At 59.2% G+C, this 18,648-nt stretch carries 19 protein-coding genes; 5 read left to right on the forward strand and 14 right to left on the reverse strand.

Annotation, left to right across the window (positions count from 1 at the left end; genetic code table 11):
- Together ptsP and LAT62_RS11470 are read right to left on the reverse strand one after the other, a co-directional pair.
- On the reverse strand, positions 1–2,229 hold a 2,229-nt coding region (ptsP, locus tag LAT62_RS11465), incomplete at its 3' end, for a phosphoenolpyruvate--protein phosphotransferase (protein ID WP_293383693.1).
- Positions 2,189–2,725 carry an RNA pyrophosphohydrolase gene (locus tag LAT62_RS11470; protein WP_293383696.1) on the reverse strand — a complete coding sequence of 179 codons (537 nt, stop codon included), beginning with the start codon at positions 2,723–2,725 and terminating at the stop codon, positions 2,189–2,191. The genes ptsP and LAT62_RS11470, both read right to left, overlap by 41 nt.
- A gap of 161 nt (positions 2,726–2,886) precedes the next feature.
- On the opposite strand from LAT62_RS11470, the gene LAT62_RS11475 reads away from it, so the two are divergent.
- The 3 genes from LAT62_RS11475 to LAT62_RS11485 are packed head-to-tail and all read left to right on the forward strand — an operon-like array spanning position 2,887 to position 5,549.
- Positions 2,887–3,543, forward strand: coding sequence for an HAD family phosphatase (locus tag LAT62_RS11475; protein WP_293383699.1), 657 nt, complete (start codon positions 2,887–2,889; stop codon positions 3,541–3,543).
- Positions 3,519–4,607, forward strand: coding sequence for an imelysin family protein (locus LAT62_RS11480; RefSeq protein WP_293383702.1), 1,089 nt, complete (start codon positions 3,519–3,521; stop codon positions 4,605–4,607). The genes LAT62_RS11475 and LAT62_RS11480 overlap by 25 nt, the downstream gene beginning before the upstream one ends.
- Before the next feature lie 60 nt (positions 4,608–4,667).
- Entirely contained in the window at positions 4,668–5,549 is an 882-nt protein-coding gene (locus LAT62_RS11485) for an HDOD domain-containing protein (RefSeq protein WP_293383705.1), read from the forward strand.
- 84 nt (positions 5,550–5,633) lie between these two features.
- Here LAT62_RS11485 and rho read toward each other — a convergent pair whose 3' ends face one another.
- The 5 genes from rho to LAT62_RS11510 form a co-directional block, all read right to left on the reverse strand.
- Entirely contained in the window at positions 5,634–6,893 is a 1,260-nt protein-coding gene (rho, locus tag LAT62_RS11490; protein ID WP_293383708.1) for a transcription termination factor Rho, read from the reverse strand.
- Between the two features lie 193 nt (positions 6,894–7,086).
- A complete protein-coding gene (gene trxA / locus LAT62_RS11495; RefSeq protein ID WP_293383711.1) occupies positions 7,087–7,413 on the reverse strand; it encodes a thioredoxin TrxA in 327 nt (108 codons plus the stop codon).
- A gap of 132 nt (positions 7,414–7,545) precedes the next feature.
- Positions 7,546–8,553: a porphobilinogen synthase gene (gene hemB / locus LAT62_RS11500; protein ID WP_293383714.1), complete on the reverse strand. Its 1,008-nt coding sequence runs from the start codon at positions 8,551–8,553 to the stop codon at positions 7,546–7,548.
- Between the two features lie 57 nt (positions 8,554–8,610).
- Positions 8,611–9,006, reverse strand: a complete 396-nt coding sequence (locus tag LAT62_RS11505) for a hypothetical protein (protein WP_293383717.1) — start codon at positions 9,004–9,006, stop codon at positions 8,611–8,613.
- Between the two features lie 69 nt (positions 9,007–9,075).
- The gene (locus LAT62_RS11510; protein WP_293383720.1) at positions 9,076–10,962 is read right to left on the reverse strand and encodes an ABC-F family ATP-binding cassette domain-containing protein; all 1,887 of its coding nucleotides are present in this window, start codon (positions 10,960–10,962) and stop codon (positions 9,076–9,078) included.
- Between LAT62_RS11510 and LAT62_RS11515 the strand changes: the two genes are divergently transcribed.
- Positions 10,963–11,478, forward strand: a complete 516-nt coding sequence (locus LAT62_RS11515; RefSeq protein WP_293383723.1) for a DUF2390 domain-containing protein — start codon at positions 10,963–10,965, stop codon at positions 11,476–11,478.
- On the opposite strand, the gene LAT62_RS11520 is transcribed toward LAT62_RS11515, so the two are convergent.
- The 4 genes from LAT62_RS11520 to LAT62_RS11535 form a co-directional block, all read right to left on the reverse strand.
- A complete protein-coding gene (locus LAT62_RS11520; RefSeq protein WP_293383726.1) occupies positions 11,394–12,236 on the reverse strand; it encodes an AAA family ATPase in 843 nt (280 codons plus the stop codon). The two genes, LAT62_RS11515 and LAT62_RS11520, sit on opposite strands and share 85 nt — an antisense overlap.
- Before the next feature lie 142 nt (positions 12,237–12,378).
- Complete coding sequence (locus LAT62_RS11525) at positions 12,379–13,353, reverse strand: hypothetical protein (protein ID WP_293383729.1); 975 nt, start codon at positions 13,351–13,353, stop codon at positions 12,379–12,381.
- A 5-nt stretch (positions 13,354–13,358) separates the two neighbouring features.
- The gene (gene rsd / locus LAT62_RS11530; protein WP_293383732.1) at positions 13,359–13,844 is read right to left on the reverse strand and encodes a sigma D regulator; all 486 of its coding nucleotides are present in this window, start codon (positions 13,842–13,844) and stop codon (positions 13,359–13,361) included.
- Positions 13,845–13,916: 72 nt separating this feature from the next.
- Entirely contained in the window at positions 13,917–14,417 is a 501-nt protein-coding gene (locus LAT62_RS11535; protein WP_293383735.1) for a disulfide bond formation protein B, read from the reverse strand.
- Positions 14,418–14,530: 113 nt separating this feature from the next.
- On the opposite strand from LAT62_RS11535, the gene fliL reads away from it, so the two are divergent.
- Entirely contained in the window at positions 14,531–15,019 is a 489-nt protein-coding gene (gene fliL, locus LAT62_RS11540) for a flagellar basal body-associated FliL family protein (protein WP_293383738.1), read from the forward strand.
- Between the two features lie 153 nt (positions 15,020–15,172).
- Here fliL and LAT62_RS11545 read toward each other — a convergent pair whose 3' ends face one another.
- The 3 genes from LAT62_RS11545 to LAT62_RS11555 all read right to left on the reverse strand — a co-directional run.
- Positions 15,173–15,412: a ribosome modulation factor gene (locus LAT62_RS11545; protein WP_293383741.1), complete on the reverse strand. Its 240-nt coding sequence runs from the start codon at positions 15,410–15,412 to the stop codon at positions 15,173–15,175.
- A 181-nt stretch (positions 15,413–15,593) separates the two neighbouring features.
- A complete protein-coding gene (gene gshA, locus LAT62_RS11550; RefSeq protein WP_293383744.1) occupies positions 15,594–17,156 on the reverse strand; it encodes a glutamate--cysteine ligase in 1,563 nt (520 codons plus the stop codon).
- 28 nt (positions 17,157–17,184) lie between these two features.
- Positions 17,185–18,648: helix-hairpin-helix domain-containing protein (locus LAT62_RS11555; protein WP_293383747.1), on the reverse strand; the 1,464-nt coding region annotated here is incomplete at its 5' end.

Here is an 18,648-nt window from a genome sequence, read left to right on the forward strand (position 1 = left end):
GCGCAGCGCCAGATCGATGGTACTGCGAATGACCATGGGATCTTCCAGGCGCAGCACTTCGGCCACCAGGTCCTTTGCCCACGTCATCCTGATCTCGCGAAACACCGACTTCACCTGCAGCAAGCTGGCACTGTTCATCGACAGGCTGTCATAGCCCATTGCTGCCAGCAACACGGCACCGGCCGGATCACCGGCCATCTCACCGCAGATGGACACAGGCGTGCCTACCTCATGAGCGGTATCGACGATGAATTTCAGAGCCTGTAGTACTGCCGGATGGAAGCTGCTGTACAGATCCGCCACACGCGGGTTGTTGCGATCCACGGCCAGCAGATACTGGGTAAGGTCATTCGAGCCCACGGACAGAAAGTCCACCCGCGATGCATAGGCTGCAGTCTGATAGACGGTAGCCGGCACCTCTATCATCATTCCCAGTTCAGGCATCGATACGGGAATATTTTCTTCCTGCAGTTCGAACACGGCGCGATAGATCAAATGCAGCGCCTCGTCCAGCTCACTGATGCTGGTGATCATCGGCAACATGATGCGCAGGTTGTCCAGCCCCAGACTGGCGCGCAGCATGGCGCGGATCTGTACCAGGAATATCTCGGGATGATCCAGCGTGACGCGAATACCGCGCCAGCCGAGGAAGGGGTTTTCCTCTTCGATGGGGAAATAGGGCAATGACTTGTCGCCGCCGATATCCAGCGTACGCATGGTGACCGGGCGCGGGGCAAAGATCTCCATCTGTCGGCGATAGATGTCGGCCTGCTCGGTCTCCGATGGAAACCGCTCCGTCATCATGAAAGCCACTTCAGTCCGGTAAAGTCCTACCCCCTCCGCACCGCGATCCAGCGAACGGTAGACATCAGTCAGCAGACCCGTATTGACCATCAGGCAAACCTCATGGCCGTCCAGTGTGACGCAGGGCAGGTCTTTCTGTGTCTCCAGTTCGGCGGCGAAGGCTTTTTCTTCTTCTTCGATTTCCTGGAAGTGTGCCAACAGGTCATCTGACAGGTTGACGTAAACATGGCCTCGATAGCCATCAAGCACCAGTTGCTGACCCTCGATCTGCCGATAAGGCAGGTCGACCAGACCCATGACCGTCGGAATGCCCATAGCCCGGGCCAGAATGGCGATATGGGAGTTGGCTGAGCCCTGAATGGAAATAATGCCTGCCAGGTGCTCTTCATCCACCTCACCCAGAATGGCCGGGGTCAGGTCCTCGCCGATGATGATGGCGCGGTCCGGAATCACTCTGGGGCCAGTGTCTTCGGCCTGCAAGTAGGACAGCACGCGACGGCCCAGATCCCGAATGTCGGTAGCACGCTCGCGCAGGTAGGCATCTTCCATCTGTGAAAAGTGCCTGGAATAGCCACGAATGACCTGCGCCAGCGCCCCTTCCGCCCATTCACCCTGATCAATCAGACGGGTGACTTCCTGGCCCAGCGCCTGGTCATCCAGCATGTTCAAATAGACATCGAACAGGGCCTGTTCTTCCGGGCGCAATTCACCGGCCACTTTTTCACCGGCGCGGCGGATATCGACCTTGACCGACTCCAGGGCTTCCTGCAGGCGCTTCTTTTCTTTCTCCGTGTCGGTGATACGCCGCGAAGGGATTTCGACCAGATCAGCGGGCGGAGTCACCAGAACCGCCGTACCGATGGCCACGCCGTTGGCGCCGGCCACTCCCTTGAAGCGCACATCGCGCTGCGTGATGCCGGACAGTACGCCGTTGATATCCTGACCCGAGGCTTCCGCATGAGCGATGACACTGGCCAGCTGTGCCGACACCGTGATCAGAAAGGCTTCTTCACTCTCGTCAAACCGGCGCTTCTCGGTGCGCTGTGTGGTGATTACACCGAGCAGGCGTTTCTGGTGAATGATAGGGGCAGCCAGAAAGGCATTGTAGGGGTCTTCGCCCACTGTCGGCATGTAGTGGAACGCCGGATGATTGTGGGCATCGTCCAGATTGATCGGCTCTTCCCGCTTGCCGACCAGGGCAATGATACCCTCATTGGTACCCAGGCTGACCTGACCCACCTGATCCTTGTTCAGCCCCTCGGTTGCCATCAGCACATAGCGGCGCAGACTTTCATCAAACAGGTAAACAGAACAAACCTGCGCGTCCATGGCATCACGGACACGCACAACAATCTGTTCCAGTGCCTCGGTCAGCGTTCGGGCGCTAGTAACTTCCTGTACGATCCGCTTGAGCGTGGTCAACATGATGTATTGAGTGTCCTTGGAGCGCTTTGGACAGGCGAGGGGCCAGCTCAGTCAGAGCCTGACGATACACCTGTTTCTTGAAGGGCACGACGTGTGCCAGCGGGTACCAGTAGCTGACCCATTGCCAGCCATCGAATTCGGGCGTGTCCGAGCGGTCCAGCTTGACCTGCGAGTCGTCACCTCTCATGCGCAGCAGAAACCACTTCTGCTTCTGGCCGATGCAGACCGGCATACGCCGCTGTCGCATCATGCGCCGCGGCAGTCGGTATTTCAACCATCCGCGAGTACAGGCCACGATTTCGACCGCTTGCGGGCCCAGGCCAATTTCTTCTTTCAATTCTCGATAAAGCGCCTCGACGGGCGTTTCGCTTGACCCTATCCCCCCCTGGGGGAACTGCCAGGCGTCCTGACCGATACGACGCGCCCACAGCACCTGTCCGGCATCATTGGCCAGAATGATGCCAACGTTGGGGCGAAAGCCATCGACGTCGATCATGAAGTATTCACTCAGAGTTACTATTCTGCGAATGATTGTTCCACAAAGCACGCAACCAAGGCAACTTGCAAGACGTGCGACGGCGGATGCCGGAGCACCGCAAAACATGCGATAATTACCGTCACAGCCCATACTGCATTGGCCCAAAAGGGGAGGATTCCTTGGCACTAGCCATCTTCGATCTCGACAACACATTGCTGGCTGGCGACAGCGACCATGCCTGGGGTGCTTTTCTGGTGCGACAGGGCGTGGTTGATACCGCCGAATACCAGCGCGCCAACGACTATTTTTACAGTCGCTATCAGGCTGGCACTCTGGACATCCATGAATATGTCGCCTTCGTGGTCAAACCGCTGCAGGCCATGGGTCCGAAGCAGAGCGACGCTTTGCGCCAGCATTTTCTGGATACCGTGATCAGCGGCATGATTGCCCCCGGTGCCAAGGCGCTGCTGGACAAGCATCGCCAACAGGGTGATCGGCTGCTGATCATTACAGCCACGATTGATTTCATTACCGCACCGATCGCCGCTGAGCTCGGCGTTGACGACCTGCTGGCCACGGTTCCGGAGCGCGACGCCAATGGCAATTTCACCGGCCGCATTGATGGCACACCCGCTTTCCAGGCCGGCAAGATTACCCGTCTGCACAACTGGTTGGCCGACCAGGCACTGTCGTTCGACCGGCAATGGTTCTACAGCGACAGTCATAACGATCTGCACCTCCTGGAGCAGGTGACCGACCCGGTCGCAGTGGACCCTGATGACACCCTGCTCACTACCGCGGAAGCACGCTCATGGCCCGTTTTGTCACTGCGCTGACCGCGCTGCCTGTGCTGATTCTGGCGGCCTGTGAAAGCGAGCCCCGCCCGGGGCCAGCAGAGCAGACAGGAACACCACCTGCCGAGACAGCCGTCGAGCAACCCCTGCCGCAGGCTGCGGAAGCGCTCGTGCATAGCCTTGCTGTCGAGCATTGCTCGACGCTGGTGGCCGACTTTGTCGGTGCGACTGAGCTGCTGAATGTGCAGGTTGCGCAGCTCGCAACGCAACCTTCTGCCGATAGTCTCACTGGCGCCTCCAGCGCCTGGCGCAATGCTCTGGCCAACTGGGGCGGGGCCAGCCTGTGTCTCTATTCGCCACTGACGGAAGCCAGCCTGAGCCAGCACTCCGAGTGGTGGTCTCGCACAGCCGCCGCACCGGCTCTGCCCGGTTTCATAGATGCGCTACCCGGATACGATGACTCGGGACTAGTGCATGATGAAACGGTTCAACTCACGCTGGCCAATCTGGTACGGCAACATCAGGTAACGGATGATGCAGAAGTCGCCTTTGGCCTGTATGCCCTTGAAGTGCTGTTGTCGGGCGTGGCCACGCGCACCGCGGAAGAATTCACAGCGGTCGAGCGCATTGAGGAGATACCGCTGACCGAGCAGACCCATACAGCAAGACGCAGTCACCTGACCGCACTACTGGCTCTGGATCTGTCTCACCAAGGCCGGCAGTGGCAAGGCTACTGGACGAGCCTCACGGAGCCGGAAGCGCCTAACCTGCGCACCAGCGAATTGCTGTGGGGCTGGTCACGAGCGCTGGACCAAGCGGCTCGGGTCGCTCGGGATCGGAGTCAGGATCAACCCGGCCTGGCGCTGAAATCCGAGCACGACAAACTGTATCTTGCTACGCTAGTCGAGTCTCTCGAACAATGGTGGACCGAGACGCCCGTTCAGGAACTGGCTTCGAGTCAGGGACTGTCGGCGGAGGAATGGCAAAGTACCGGCGTTCGATTGTCACCGCAGGCAGGGTCCCCGTCTTTTGGCGAATTGCATGTCACGGCAGAGCAGGCCGCAAGCCAGCTGCGCGAACTGAGTCGACGCCTGGAGGCTCAGTAGCACGAGAGAGGCAGCCCGGAACAAGTTACCGCCCGCCAGGATGGACAGGAGAAATGAGCAATGACATCGACACAGCTCACTGAAGAGCAGATTGGCAAGATTCTGCAAGGCATTCTGGTCCCTCCGCAGCCGCAGATCATGGTCGACCTGCAGATGGAACAGATGCATCCCGAACCGGATCTGAACAATATCGCAGATCTGATCAAGCAGGACGTGGGCCTGGCAGCCACCATGCTCAAGGTAGTCAACTCGCCCGCTTATGGATTGCGCAGCCGTATCGAGTCGGTCAGTCATGCCGTGTCGCTGCTGGGGCTGAAGACAGTGGTGAACATCATCAACGGCCTGAGCATCAAGGGTGAGTTGGGTGACGAGGATATTGTAGAACTGAACCGTTTCTGGGATACCGCCATGGACGTCGCCATTGTCAGCGCGTCCGTCGCCAAGCAGATCGGCTTTCCGAATGCCGATGAAGCCTACAATCTGGGCCTGTTTCACAACAGCGGCATTCCACTGATGCATCAGCGCTTCGACGGCTATTTTGCAGTGATGCAGGAGGCCTATTCAGGCCAGTATTCGCGCATCATCGATGCCGAAAACACCGCCTTCAAAACCAATCATGCGGTGGTTGGCTACTATTGTGCCCGTTCCTGGAACCTGCCGGCGCATCTGTGCGAGGTAATCGCCGACCACCACAATGTGCGCCAGATGTCGCAGGCGCCAGGCACCAGTCGCGAAAGCGAAAAAATTGTGCTGATGGCCATTCTGAAGACCGCGGAACATATGTGCGGCAACTATCGCACGATTGGCCAGCAGGACGTTGACCATGAATGGGATGACATTCGCGATATAGTGCTCGATATTCTGGGCCTGAGTCCCTACGACCTGGACAGCATGAAGGTCGCATTCGAAGATCAGGGCATCAATCTGCCCCACTACTACTGAGCAGACAACTCAGCGCAGCGCCCTTCAGATCAGGCTTGGCCAGACAGAAGGGCGGATGGCCTGCGCACACCGCGTCAGACGTTATCAGCCATTGCGCATCGAATCGAAGAACTCGTTATTGGTCTTGCTGCCCTTGAGCTTGTCGAGCAGGAACTCGATGGCCTGCACGTCCTCCATATCGGCCAGCAGCTTGCGCAGAATCCACAGGCGTTGCAATGACTCCGGCTTGATCAGTCGGTCTTCCCGGCGGGTGCCGCTGCGGCGGATATTGATGGCGGGGAAAATCCGCTTCTCGGCAATACGGCGGTCCAGGTGCACTTCCATGTTGCCGGTACCCTTGAACTCTTCGTAGATAACCTCGTCCATTTTCGAACCGGTATCCACCAGAGCCGTGGCCACGATGGTCAGGGAGCCGCCTTCTTCCACATTACGGGCCGCACCGAAGAAACGCTTCGGGCGCTCCAGAGCATGTGAATCGACACCACCGGTCAGCACCTTGCCTGACGAAGGCACAACCGTATTGTAGGCACGCGCCAAACGGGTAATGGAATCCAGCAGAATGACCACATCCCGCTTATGCTCGGTCAGGCGCTTCGCCTTCTCGATCACCATTTCAGCCACCTGTACATGACGTGACGGCGGCTCATCGAAGGTCGATGCCACCACTTCGCCGCGCACGGAACGCTGCATCTCGGTCACTTCTTCAGGGCGCTCATCGATCAGCAGCACAATCAGATCGACATCCGGCGAGTTGCGCACGATGGCCTGTGCCATATGCTGCAGCATCAACGTCTTGCCCGCCTTGGGCGGCGCGACGATCAGGCCACGCTGGCCCTTGCCGATGGGGGATACCAGATCCAGTACCCGACCGGTCAGATCTTCCGTTGAGCCGATACCCGTTTCAAGGGGCAAAGAGACTTCAGGAAACAGAGGTGTGAGGTTTTCGAACAGGATCTTGTTGCGGGAATTCTCGTTGCTTTCATCATTGATGGTATCGATTTTCAGCAGCGCGAAATAACGTTCACCTTCTTTCGGGGGCCGAATCTTGCCTGCGATCGTATCACCGGTGCGCAGGTTGAAGCGGCGGATCTGACTGGGTGATACATAAATATCATCCGGCCCGGCGAGGTAGGAGCTGCTCGAAGAGCGAAGAAAGCCGAAGCCGTCCTGCAGTATTTCCAGAACACCATCCCCATAGATGTCTTCGCCGCTCTTGGCGTGGCGCTTGAGGATGGTAAAGATAAGGTCCTGCTTGCGGGTACGGGTTACATTTTCGAGGCCCATTTCCTGGGCGATTTTCAGCAACTCCGGAACCGGTTGGGTTTTCAGTTCACTCAGATTCATAGAAAGGACGCGCTGTATGTTTGAACAATTAGGTTGATTGTTTTTCAGGGAAAATCGTAGGATCGGGCGGGAGACGCCGAAGGCAGATGAAATCTGCTTGAGTACTATAGTTAGAAACCCGGGTGGTGTCTACTGCATTTTTTCAACCGGGGCGCCGAAAAGGGCTGCCCCGGCTGACTGGATGCCGCACCCGTCAGAGGCTGCTGTCGATAAACTCCAGCAACTGAGACTTGGACAGTGCGCCAACCTTGGTGGCAGCCACATCTCCGTTCTTGAAAATCATCAGTGTCGGAATGCCACGAATACCATACTTGGGCGGTGTCGCCTGGTTTTCGTCAATGTTCAGCTTGGCAATGGTCAGCTTGTCAGCATACTCTTCCGCCACTTCTTCCAGTACCGGGGCTATCATCTTGCAGGGGCCGCACCATTCAGCCCAATAGTCCACCAGTACCGGCTTGTCTCCACCGAGTACATCGGTACTGAAGGAGTCATCCGTCACGTTAATGATGTGGTCGCTCATATCACCATCCAGAAAGTTTGAATTGATCGCAGTGCAGCGCCGAGGCGCCCTGTATCGGGCAACGGTATCTGCACCCGTGTCTTTCCCAACGTGGAGTCGGCTGCCGATAATACAACCCCGGCTGCCAACTTTCTATCCCTGTTTTGCAGGCCCGGACTGCATCGCTTCTGCAGCCTGGCGCGCAAAGTAAGTCAGAATACCATCTGCTCCGGCACGCCGAAACGCCAGCAGACTTTCCATGATCACGGCCTCGCCCAGCCAGCCTTCGCGCATGGCGGCCTGCAGCATGGCGTACTCACCACTGACCTGATAGACCATGGTAGGCCGCCGAAATTCCGTCTTTACACGATGCAGCACGTCCAGATACGGCATGCCCGGTTTTACCATCACCATGTCTGCGCCTTCGGCCAGATCCAGAGCCACTTCGTGCAGTGCCTCGTCGGAGTTGGCCGGGTCCATCTGATAGGTTTCCTTGCTGCCCCCACCCAGGTTGCCGGCCGAACCCACCGCATCCCGAAACGGGCCGTAGAAGGCAGAGGCATATTTGGCCGAGTAGGCCATGATGCGGGTGTTGACTTGCCCTTCGGCTTCCAGCGCCCGGCGGATGGCACCAATGCGACCGTCCATCATGTCCGAGGGGGCCACCACATCGGCCCCCGCTTGCGCATGGGACAGCGCCTGGCGCACCAGCGCCTCCACGGTCACGTCATTGGCGACATAGCCTTGCTCGTCGAGAATGCCGTCCTGCCCGTGGCTGGTGAACGGATCCAGCGCGACATCAGTCATCACGCCCAGGTCCGGCACCGCTTCCTTGATGGCCCGAATGGCTCTCTGGGCGAGGCCCTGCGGGTTCCAGGCTTCTTCCGCAAGATCCGACTTGGCGTCGGGCGGCGTCACCGGGAACAGCGCCAGCAATGGAATGCCCAGCGCATGAATAGCTTCGGCCTCGGCCACCAACTGATCAATCGACAGGCGCTCCACGCCCGGCATGGACGGCACCGGCTCACGTTCACCCGTGCCCTCGCGCACGAACACCGGATAGATCAAGTGCTCCGGGCGCAGATCATTTTCGCGCATCAGAGCGCGGCTAAAGGCATTGCGCCGCATGCGTCGCGGGCGCACCAGTGGAAAGTCAGACATGCAATGTCCTGTTATGAACGAAATTGGGCGACCAAGGATAACACTGGTGTCGAAAGACTAGTAGAAGCTCAGGATGATGGTCTGATACAGGGTTTCGCTGCGTTTCCAGCGCGCACAGCCGACACTGGCATCGCCACTGGGTACCCGCCAGGCATAGTTGCGCGAGGCGGCCAGTACTCGAATATAGGTGCGTCCCGGAAAATCCCCACGCTCGACAAAGCGCCAGGCTTCGCGGTCCAGGGCGTTGGCAATGGGCACCCAGCCGTCATTGCGGTGGCTTTCAGCCATGCACACCAGGTAGGCAAAATCGTACAGGTCGTCGTAACGCCAATAGTCTTCCAGGGCGCGATATTCCGGGTTGTTCACACAGCCGAACAGCAGCACCACCGTCAGCAGCACCGGAACGGGCAGGCGGACGAGTCTGCGGTACAGAAAACGTGCCCGATGAGTCATGGAGAGGGAGCTCTTGTCGCACCAGCAGATTGGTAGTGATCTACTGTATCGACAATTGGCGGAATAACTTCAGGCGTTCTGCGCTTCTTCCAGCGCTTCCTCGGCCTCCAGCCATTGCGCCTCCGCCTTTTGCAGCGCTTGCCGGGCAGTGCTCTGACGGTCCAGCATCACCTGCAGGTCGTCCTTGCGCTCAGCATCATACAGGCCGGGGTCCGCCAGGGCTTCATTGATATCATCCAGCGCCTGCTGCGCCGCATCAACCGCTTGCAATGCCTTGTCGACCTGCTTCTTGAGGGGCGACAGGGTTCTGCGGTGCTGTGCTTCGGCTCGCTTCTGGGCCTTCCGGTCATCCGATGAAGCGCCCTTTTCGCGGGACTGTGGGCGCTGCTCCGGAGCTGCAAGCGCCTGTAGATAGTCGTTCAGATCCCCCGCAAACGGCTGCACGTTACCCTGGTCGACCAGCCAGAATTCATCGACCGTCGATTCCATCAGAAAGCGGTCATGCGACACCACAATCACCGCACCCTCATAGGCCTGCAGCGCCTCTGCCAGTGCCGAGCGCATTTGCAGGTCGAGGTGGTTGGTAGGCTCATCCAATAGCAACACATTGGGTCGGGCCCAGGCAATCAGGGCCAGCGCCAGCCTGGCTTTCTCACCGCCTGACAGAGGTGCAACCGGCTCATCAACCATGGAGCCGCGAAAGTTGAAGCCACCCAGAAAGTCGCGCAGGGACTGGTCGCGGGCATCCGGCGCCAGGCGCTGCAAGTGCGTCAGCGGCGACGCCGCGCTGTCCAGTTCGTCCACCTGGTGCTGCGCAAAATAGCCCGGGTAATAGTGCGCTCCGGTGGTGCTCTCGCCCTGCAGCGGTCTCAGTTCACCGGCAAGATGCCGAATCAGCGTCGATTTGCCCGCCCCGTTGCGCCCCAGCAGACCGATACGCATGCCCGGATACAGGCTCAACTGCAACTGTTCCAGCACCGGCCGGGTGCCATAGCCGAGCGCGGCATCCGTCAGGGCGATCAGCGGTTGGGACACCTTGTCACCGGCACTGAACTTGAAGCTGAAGGGGCTGTCTGCCCGGGCCGGCGCATCCAGGGTCATTTTCTCCAGGGCCTTCAGACGACTCTGTGCCTGGCGGGCCTTGGTGGCCTTGTAACGAAAACGGTCCACAAAGCGTTCCATTTCCGCACGCCGTTGCTGCTGCTTCTCGAACACCGCTTGCTGCTGGGCGAGACGCTCGGATTTCTGGCGCTCATAGCTGCTGAAGTTGCCGGAGTAGAAACGCAACGCCTGATGCTCGAAACTGATCACCCGATCGACCACTGCATCCAGAAAATCCCGGTCATGCGAGATCAGCAGCAAGGTGCCCGGGTAGCGCCGCAGCCATCCCTGCAGCCAGTGGACCGTTTCCAGGTCCAGGTGGTTGGTAGGCTCATCCAGCAACAGCAGGTCACTGTTCTGGATCAGGGTCTGCGCCAGATTCAGGCGCACGCGCCAGCCCCCGGAAAAATCAGCGACGGGCCGCTCCAGATCCGCCGGCGTGAACCCCAGGCCCAGCAGTATGATCTCTGCTTCATGGCGCACCTGATACCCCTGCATATCATCCATGCGGCCATGTAACCGGCCCAGCAACGCGTTGTCACCAGCTACTTCGGCCGCTTCGATCTCCTGCTGCAGGGCGCGCCACTCGGTCAGACCGTCCAGCACATGGTCGACGGCACTGCGCTGCAATCCGGGCGTCTCCTGCTGCATATGGGCCACGCGCCACTGTGCGGGCAACTGCACCTGACCCTGGTCAGCGCTCAAGTCACCCAGCAGCATTTGGAACAGCGACGACTTTCCGGCACCATTGGGGCCGATAACGGCCACCTTGTCACCGGGCGCTACTTTGAGGGTAGCGCCGCTGAACAGGGGTTCACCCCCACGCAACAGCTGCACATCGGAGAACTGGATCATTTGATCAAGACTGTCCTGTTAACGGATCTGACTCTGGATTTCGAACTCTGGCGATTTGCCGGAACCCTGTATGCATCGCCGGGCGTCGCTGCGCGCCTGCTCGATCACCAGGACCGGGACGGTATCTGGATCAATGACTGGCTTTTCGCGGCCTGGCAGGCCGGCAAGGGTAACATACTGCGCAAAGATTTCCGCGGTCTGGTGGACACTCACAACGATTGGCGCACCCAGGTTATCTTACCCTGGCGGGCCTGGCGAAAGCAGGTGAAAGAACAGAGTCAGGGGTTGGCCGGACAGGAAGCCTACAAGCGCCTGCTGCGCGCCGAGCTGGCCCTGGAGTGGCATGATCAGGCCTGGTTGACGCGCCAGTATCAACACCTGACCGAGCCGGCGAGTGCTTTGCCGCTGGCGAGCCGTCTTGCGCTCAGCATTCAGCGTGCTTCAGACTGGCCCGAAGACGCATCCGGGGCAGCCGCTGCCTGGCTGTCCGACTCACTGCCTGGCGCCTCGCGCTGAAACGGTTCGGCATCCGGTTGGCGCAGCTGACGGCGGCGCTGCAGTACCTTGTCGGTCGCCGAGTCTATCCAGTCCAACAGATAACCCCATTCTTCCGTATCTGCATCGTGTCGAGAGGCCATGTCACTGAGGCCCAGACCATGCTCGGAGGCGCGCACATAGTATTGCGTATCGCGCAGGCTGGTGATAAACGGGATTTTCAGACTACGCAGGAACAACTCCAGCTTCGAGTAGACCAGGGTATTTCGGCGCACCCGGTTGGCGACGGCGCCCACCAGAATCGGCCGTGCCCGGAAAGCCGGGCTGAGCAGTACTTCCTTGATGAAAGTGGTGGTGGCGCGAATATCAATGGGCGACGGCGTGACTGGCACCAGCATGATATCGGTATCACGAATCATGTCACTGAGAGCATTGCCCTTGAGGCCCGCGGCCGTATCAATAACCACGCGCTCAGTCTCGGCGGGCAGTTTGCGCATGACAAAGGTTCGCGTCGAATTGGCCAACTGACTGTAGGCGGCCACCCCGTGGATCGTTGGGTGCCCCTTGTGCCGGGCTTGCAGCCACTGGATCGCTGACCCCTGCGGATCGAAATCGATCAGCGAAGTATATTTGCCCTGCGCCGCAAAGTGCGCGGCCAGGTTGGTCGCAATCGTGGTTTTGCCACAGCCACCCTTGGAGTTCGCCAACACCATGCGGATTGGAGGTTCATAACGATTGACCCGGGTTTCGGGTGCGGTCTTGCCAACTTCTTCATCCATAAGCATTCACTGCGTTGCTGCCTGTTTCCATACTGCCTGGCGGACGGGCGCTATTCGCCAAAGGTCACAAGTTCGGACTCATGCCGGAATCGTGGATCAACTACACCCAATGTAAATTATACGTCTCTGCCAGTCTACGGCCTTACTGCAATAACGCAAGTTTACCGCTGGAGCTCAACGCCAGTACTCCGCCCTGCGGCAGTGGTCGGACATCGAGAATGACATTGCTTTCCCGCGCATAGAGACCCGGGCTGGCCAGCCGCCAGTGCCCGCGGCGCTGCAATGTCTGCAGGTGCCATTGGGACACACCATGCCGACGATCACCGACAATCAATAGGCTGTCGTTGTCTGTAAAACGGGCCACCGATATGACGCGCTGTGCTGCTGGAATGATCCGAACCACATTGCCGTTGGCTGTATTCCAGACTTCACCGTCACTGCCTTGCGCGGCGGAAAACGCATAGACCCCGGAATCAGACAGGGCAACGGTCCGCACCTGATTGTCATGTCGACGATGAGCGCGGATCAGTCCTTCGTCTACGGCCCAGTAGATCACCCGACGGTCATCGCCACCGGTAAGGACATGGCGGCCATCCGGCGCCAGCGCCACACTGTGGATGCCGCCGCGATGGCCGATCAGTCGCTGGATGACGTCTCCGGTCTCGGTAGAAAATACCGCCGCAGTTCCCTCCTCCAACCCCAGTACGAAGCGACTCCCATCCTGGTTCAGGGCGACAGAGCGGATCATCGCCGGTGCCTCGTAAAACATGTCTGCACGGCCCTGATCTGCTGACCAGATAACCACTTGCCGCCCCTGTACGGTGGCTACGCGTGACCCATTGCCGGCAAAGGCAATGGCCGTGAAGGCGCTGTAATCGTCCAGATTGCGGTCCGCGTCGAGGTTCCAGTCGAAGAGCCGCTCATACTCGGGAATCTGCCACAAGCTGCCGCCATGAAAAATAGTGCCCACAGCGACCCGATCACCGGCGGCGGAAATGGCACCGGCATAGAGACCACCCTGAGCCAGGGTCCAGGATTCGGAAGGTCGATCGGCGCAGGCAGAAAGCCAGAGCAGGCAGGCCAGCAGGATGCCGGGGCGGAGCCAGGCTGAGCGCACGGACGTCAATCCTCGGACAAGATCTTGTCCCGATGCACTTCGTGCAGATCCTGGATCAGCTTGTCTTCGAGCTCAAAGCGTTCTTCCAGGCGTTCGCCCAGGCGCGACAGATCCCGATCGAGTTCTCCCAGGTTCTGGCGAGTTTCCAGACTGTCCCGGTAGGTATCGTTGAAGGTCAGCACATGCTCGGTGTTGTCTTCCAGTCGGCCGAAAATCACTCGTGCCGCATCCAGATCGGTATCGCGAAACTCGCGAGCTTCCTGCAGCAACTGCTGATAGACCTCGAAGTGCCCGGCTGACACATAGTCCACCAGAACTTCACAGAAACGCTGAATGCGCTCTTCCACAGGAGCTTCATCAGCCAGCAGGTCACGCCCGCCGTTGATTGCAAACATGCGCACAATCAACTCTCGACGCTCTGCCAGCCAGCGGTCGATGATCTCGTGGACACCGCCCCAGCGTTCTCTGGCATTCTGACATTGTTCCAGCATTGCGAATTGATTCCTTATGTTTCTCTCGATACCAGAAAACCACCTGGCCGGCCAAAATGCAATAGGCTGTATTCAGTCACTGCGTTGCCGCGCTGGTGGGACCACATGGCCCCACAGGGCCAGCAAGGCACCATAGGCCGAAAAGAGCATAAACCAGATCAGTGACCAGCCCGGGATACTGAATCCAAGAAAGCTCCAGTGCTGATCCGAGCAGTCGCCGGAGCCCTGAAAAACGGCATTCAGCGCATCGCTGAGCGCATAATTGTCCAGCATGAACTGCAGTCCCGGCCCGCAGGCAGCTACTGTGGTCGGAGGTGACCACTGTAGCCACAAATGGCGTAGGGCCACGCCGGCACCCACCAGCCCCGCGACCAGCAGCAGGCCGCCATAGACGCGCACACCGCGTGTTCCGGGCCCGTGCAGGGCGGCAATCAGCAACACCAGCGCCACGGCCATAAAGCCGATACGCTGGAAAATGCACAGCGGACAGGGTGGCAAGCCCAGTGTATTCTGCAGGTAAAGAATGGCGAGCAGTATCAAGCTGATGCTGGTCGCGGCCGCTAACCCATTCAAGATTCTGACCGAAGGCAGGACCATATGCTAAATTCCCGGTATTCTAAGAAGCCTCTGCAAGCCGGGTTGGGTTCAGACTGGCAAAGACTAATGTGGGTGAGGATTTTGGCGTCATGATAACTGCTAGTATCTGTCAGACACAGTCTTTTTTCCGCCAGGTCCAGCGCTCTTGTCGCAGATCAATTCCGCTGCTGATGGTACTGGTTTTTATCGGTGCTCCGGCAGGCGCGCAGGACGCAGAACTGCAGGAAGGGCCGGTAGACCACACCACGGAAGATCTGCCGTTGGCAAGGTATGTCGACCTGCAACCGGAATTCGTGCTGAACTATGGGCGCGATGGACGCATCCGCTTTCTGCGCATGGAAGTCAATCTGGTCACCGGCGGGGAGGAAGGCGCGTCGCAACTCAATTATCATGCGCCGGCATTGCGTCATATCGTGGTTTTGAACGTGACCGAAGCAGATCGCTCCGACCTCAACACCAGCTCGGGGCGCGAGGCACTGCGACGCAGCATTCGCAGTGAAATGCGTGCCTTCATGGAACACGAGACCGGCTCACCGCAGGTCGAGCGCGTTCTGTTCAGCAACCTGATCGTCCAGTAGCCCAAGTGTCCTGTCTGGTTAATTCGACACTGCTCTGAGCCCCTGGCCTGTGTTGACATCCCTTGAAGTGGGCCCACCACGCCTGCGGGATGTCGCCTTGACCAGTGACCGCAGACCGCACGCAGAGAGTTGGCGAATTAACCAGACAGGACACTAGCCGCTTTGCGCTCTACCGATAGAGCCGGGGTCTGTGCTGCCCGGTGACGCTGCCGGCCGCGCACGATGGATACGCACGGCGTCATTGCCATCATGCCAGCCTGCCTCCCAGGCTGAAGCAAGAACGTCTTCGTCCTCATACGGGCAAGGCCCTCTCTGGCGCCCACTCAGCCCAACAAAATAGCCTTTCCGATAGGCCTCATTGAGTCTCTCCAGACTCCATTTTGATTGCGACATAATTCCATTCCCTGTTTATGGGTCGGTGGCGTCCCTGTCACGCCTGAGGCTCCACAACCTCTCACCGAACCGTTTGGATTCAACATCCTCACTGCTCAGAGTTTAACCGACGGTGCGCATTCAAGTGTAGTCGTTTTGTTGATTTTTTGCCCGCATCCACCTCTGAACCATGTCCGAAACCTCAGTGGGTGTCAGCCGTTTCCATATAGTGCTGTACGAAATCATCGAACGAGCCTTCGGAGTCGGCCTCAAGCTGCCGCTGATCCTGCAACGACTGATCGGCCAGTGCCTGCATACGCGCCAAAAGTTCGCGGTCGAGTTCAGATTCGGTGAGCGCCTTACGATGACCCTGTGCCAACTCCAGCGTGACATCCCGGAAATCGCGACTGCCGGTGTTCAAGGCCTCGGTCAGGCGACCTGACGGCGTCTTCTCCGGGTCTCTGAGCCATGAGCGGTAGCGCGCCAGTGCGGCCAACACGGCCTCCCGGTCAGCCGGGCTCACGGCTTCTACAAGCGCTTCTATATCGTCGATAATCCGCAGGCCCCAGTCACGCAGCACACGCACATTGTCCTGACCGACCAGACGCAACTCGGAGTCGCGCCCATACAATACAGTCAGTCGCTGGTTGAAGCCGACGCGTTCACATTCCACATCCGAAATGCGTTGTGCATCGGTGACCAGGCACCAGAACAGAAACCAGTTGAGAAAGCGGATCTGGTCCGCCTCTATGCCGAGGGGCAGAAAGGGGTTCAGGTCCAGACATCGGACCTCGACATATTCCACACCATCACGCTGCAGCGCAGCCAGCGGCTTTTCACCGCTGCGTGTAGTGCGCTTGGGGCGTATGTCCGAATAGTATTCGTTCTCGATCTGCAGGATGTTGGCGTTGAGCTGCTGATACTGCTCATCCCGCTTGATGCCGATGGCCGCATAGGGCGGGTAAGGCGTATGCAGGGCCTTGTGCAGCGTGCACACATAGGTTGGCAGGCTGTTGAAGCAGACCTTGAGGCTCTGCTGGGCGGCATTGTTGTAGCCCATATCGCTCATGCGCAAACTGGTCGCCGACGGCATCAGCAACGTGCTGTCACCATGCTCCCGCATGCGGGCCGAGCTTTCGCGCAGAAAGGAACGGTCCACAGCCGGTGACGCCCCGAACAGATACAGCAGCAACCAGGAGTGGCGGCGGAACTGGCGAATCAGCCCGAAATACCCTTGTGAGCGGAAATCACGCGCTGATTCCTCGCTGCCCCGGAAGGCCTGCCAGGCCGGCCAGAATTCCTGTGGCACGGAGAAGTTGAAGTGCACCCCGGCAATCGTCTGCATGATACGGCCATAGCGATGCCAGAGGCCGTGCCGGTAGGCATGCTTGAGGCGACCGATATGGGACGTGCCGTATTCCGCAATACGCACGCTCATTTCACCGTCCAGCACGGCGGGCATGCTGGCTGGCCAAATCTCCTCTTCCGGATTGACGTTGAAGGCATACCGGTGGAGCGTTTCCAAGTCTTGCAGCGTATCTTCTGGCCGCACATGCACCGGGGTAATGAACTCCAGGAGGGCCTCGGAATAGTCTGTGGTAATTTGCGGGTGCGTCAGTGCCGAGCCCAACGCGGCGGGATGGGCAGACTGGCTGATGCGACCGACGGCATCGGTGCGCAGCCCTTCCTTTTCTATCCCGTGCATGAACTGGAACAAGGTTTCCGGCTGCCCCTGCAACCACTGGCGCACTGACTTGGCTACCATGTGTCTTCTCTCTATGTGTGCAATTCAGTTAATTCTGCTTGTGCAGCGCCTGCTGCAGGATATCTCCCAGAGTGCCCTTGGCAGCAGGCTGGGACTGCTGAGCCGACTGTTGCCGACCGGCATTCCGGCGCCCGGCGCCAGGTCGGCTGCCGCGCTCTTCCTTGGCCTGCTCCGGGTCATCATCAAGCCGCATGCTCAACCCTATGCGCTTGCGGCCGATATCCACGACCATCACCTTGACCTGCACCACATCACCGGCCTTGACCACAGTGGCCGGGTCCTTGACGAACTCATGACTGAGCGCAGAAATGTGCACCAGACCATCCTGATGCACACCTATATCGACAAAGGCGCCGAAGTTGGTGACATTGGTCACCACACCTTCCAGCACCATGCCGGGCTTCAGGTCTTTCAGTTCTGTCACACCCTCTTTGAAGGTGGCCGTGCGGAACTCGGGCCTTGGATCGCGACCCGGTTTTTCCAGTTCAGTCAGAATGTCGCGAATGGTCGGCAACCCCCAGCCTGCGGAGACAAACTGTTCCGCATCAAGCCGACGCAAGGTCTGGCTGTCACCCATGAGTGACTTGATCGAGCGCCCGGCGGCGGTGACGATCCGCTCAACCAGCGGATAGGACTCCGGGTGCACCGCTGATGCATCCAGTGGCTCGTCGCCCCCCTGTATACGCAGGAAGCCGGCGCACTGTTCAAATGCCTTGGGACCCAGCCTGGGCACCGCCTTGAGGTCCTTGCGGCTGCCGAAGCGCCCAGCGCTGTCCCGCCAGATCACGATATTGTCGGCTATGGTGCTGTTCAGTCCCGATACCCGACTCAGCAGCGCCGCTGACGCCGTGTTCAGATCCACACCCACCCCGTTCACACAATCCTCCACCACTGCTTCCAGCGATCGTGCCAGGGCTACCTGGGACACATCGTGCTGGTACTGACCGACGCCGATCGCCTTGGGGTCGATCTTGACTAGCTCGGCGAGTGGATCCTGCAGCCGGCGGGCGATGGACACGGCACCGCGAAAGCTCACATCCAGCTCGGGGAATTCTTTCGCCGCCAGCGCCGAGGCGGAATAGACCGAGGCACCAGCCTCGGACACCATGACGGTATCCAGACCCAGCTCGGGCAGCTCCCGGGCTATCTCGCGCGCCAGCTCATCGGTTTCCCGGGAGGCGGTGCCGTTGCCGATGGCCACCAGTTCGACCTTGTATTGGCGACAAAGTTCGATCACGGTGCGTTTGGCTTCACTGCGGCGGTTCTGCGGCTGATGCGGATAGACCGCAGCATGAGCCAGCAGCTTGCCGGTACCGTCGATGACCACCAGCTTGACGCCGGTGCGATAGGCCGGGTCCATGCCAAGCGTAACCCGGGGGCCGGCCGGGGCGGCCAGCAAGAGATCCTTGAGGTTGCGACTGAACACCTGAATGGCGTCGACTTCCGCGCGCTCGCGCAATGTATTGAACAGGTCGGTTTCCAGATGGGGTTG

Origin of the sequence: Natronospirillum sp. (assembly GCF_022565775.1) — a bacterium.
Classification (GTDB): domain Bacteria; phylum Pseudomonadota; class Gammaproteobacteria; order Pseudomonadales; family Natronospirillaceae; genus Natronospirillum.